This is a genomic window from Roseateles sp. P5_B10, assembly GCF_056400485.1.
Genome location: NZ_JBFULE010000948.1, coordinates 1 through 1,842, shown reverse-complemented (window position 1 = coordinate 1,842; position 1,842 = coordinate 1). Strand labels below are relative to the sequence as shown.

Annotated in this window: 1 protein-coding gene and 1 pseudogene; one reads left to right on the top strand and one right to left on the bottom strand. The window is 58.6% G+C overall.

Annotated elements, in window-relative coordinates:
• Window positions 1-250 (top strand): annotated as a pseudogene (gene cutA, locus AC1DU6_RS29610) (divalent-cation tolerance protein CutA); the annotation flags it as partial.
• Window positions 251-309: 59 nt separating this feature from the next.
• On the opposite strand, the gene AC1DU6_RS29605 reads toward cutA, so the two are convergent.
• Window positions 310-1,668, bottom strand: a complete 1,359-nt coding sequence (locus AC1DU6_RS29605; protein ID WP_477861581.1) for a hypothetical protein — start codon at window positions 1,666-1,668, stop codon at window positions 310-312.
• Window positions 1,669-1,842: the final 174 nt, after the last annotated feature.

The window sequence follows — 1,842 nt, the reverse complement described above, 5'->3', positions numbered from 1 at the left end:
ACACCTTGCTGCCTGCGTACAGACCGAAGCCATCCGAAGCACCTACCGCTGGCAGGGCGCTATCGAGTGAGAGGCCGAGGTGCGGCTGATGTTCAAGACGAAACGAGTCCTGTATTCGGCGCTCGAGGCGCTGCTTCTGGAATTGCATCCCTACCAAGTGCCTGCAGTCTTCGCCGTGCCCATAGCAGGCGCTTCGAGCGAATACGCAACCTGGATCGCAACTTCGCTGACTCATACGCATGCGTCGTAGGCGGCCGCAGTGCCAAGTCAAATTGCCCTGGACAAAAACGTCGGTATGGCGCCATAGGGCTACCAGCGATAACCAGGATCTTCGTCGCCGTCAAACATGTACCAGCAGCTTGCCGCACCGCTGCCGGTTTCTCGGGTGTCTTTCTTGAAATCGTATTCGCCCATGCAGGCCAAACCAAGTTGCAAGGCACCGCGGAGGTCAGGCCAAGCGGCTTGCAGAGCGGCCTCGGCCAGCACCGACGGCGGACTGTTTAGCCGCAGGATTTTTTTGAACGTGAACGACGGGACGCGTCGCCGATCGAGGTCAAATTTCTTGTATTGAATGTCGACGAATTGGTGCGTGATAGGCCCGAGGCTGATGCAGTTGTCCTGCAGCAAGGCCTGCAACTGCGGCGCAAGAGCGTAGACCGCGGTAGTGAAGGACTTCCCTTTGTCAGCAGCGTCATCGACCACCTGCTCGTCTGGCAGCCGAACCAGTCCACGCGCCGCTACAAGACGCTCGACCGTTGGCAACGTCTTGGCAACTACGGCGTCGGAACTCGATCGCTGTGGTTTATTCAGATAGATGCCAAAGCGATAGCGATCGCCGGGAAATACCTTGTCAACGGGCAGCCTTCCTTTACCCGGCAGTACCAGGCAAATCCGTTCCGGACTCAAGGACAGCTTRCCCTCCAGTTCAGATCTCGTTGGGTCCGGCAGATCTGCATAAGTCTGAGATTTGCGCCTTGCTTCCGGAGTCAGTGAATCGAAGCGCAAGCCCGGCAGTTCGCCCTCATCCTCACTTTTCCATCGACCGTCGCGCCTTTCAAGTCTCATGACGACGAGTTGGCCCTCGAGTTGTCGCGCAATTTGAGGAAAGGCTTGCTGAACGCCTGGATCTCGTGCCCAGCTTGGCAAGGCGTCCGGCCCTGAAAGACCGACACGAACCGACCTTCGGAAGGAACTCTCACCGTCGAGAGAATCCTCTCCGCCAACGAACCCCAGATATGAAGCTTTTCCATACACGAAGCAATTGCGGCGATCGTCCAGTTGTGACCAGCCTTTGGCGGTAAGTCGATAGCGCCACGCAGGTTGCGGCAACGAGCCTGCAGCAGCTATGGAAACCYCTTCCTTCTGCAGGAGGCCGACTGCCGCCAGCGTGTCGAGCTCCATGAGCTGCTTGACGCCATCCGGTCCGCGCGCCGCGTCCTTGACATAGTCCGCGTACCAGCCGAATTTGCGGAGCTTGCTCCGCGCCGTGGGTGGTGGATAGTCCGCGGGCAATGCCAAGCAATAGTCGACTCTGGTTGTTTGGTCATGCTTGACCGCTTCGACAAAATCCGCCTCCGCGGGAAGCTGAACTGAAGACTCCGCGGCCCAGCAGTCTGACCAACATCCAATCAACACCAAGCTCAAAACCGCCGACAAGCGCCGTCGCATAGCCGACCTCCTAGTCGGTAGTCTACTGACGCCGGCAACACATGCTCTCGCGACAAAACGAGGAGACGCAGTTCAGGTAGTCGGACTGCGTCTGAAACTACCTCTTGCGCCTACGGCCCCAGCGTCTTTGCGTTCGCCAGTTCCGGCCTGAGCCTGATCAGCCCCTCCATCACC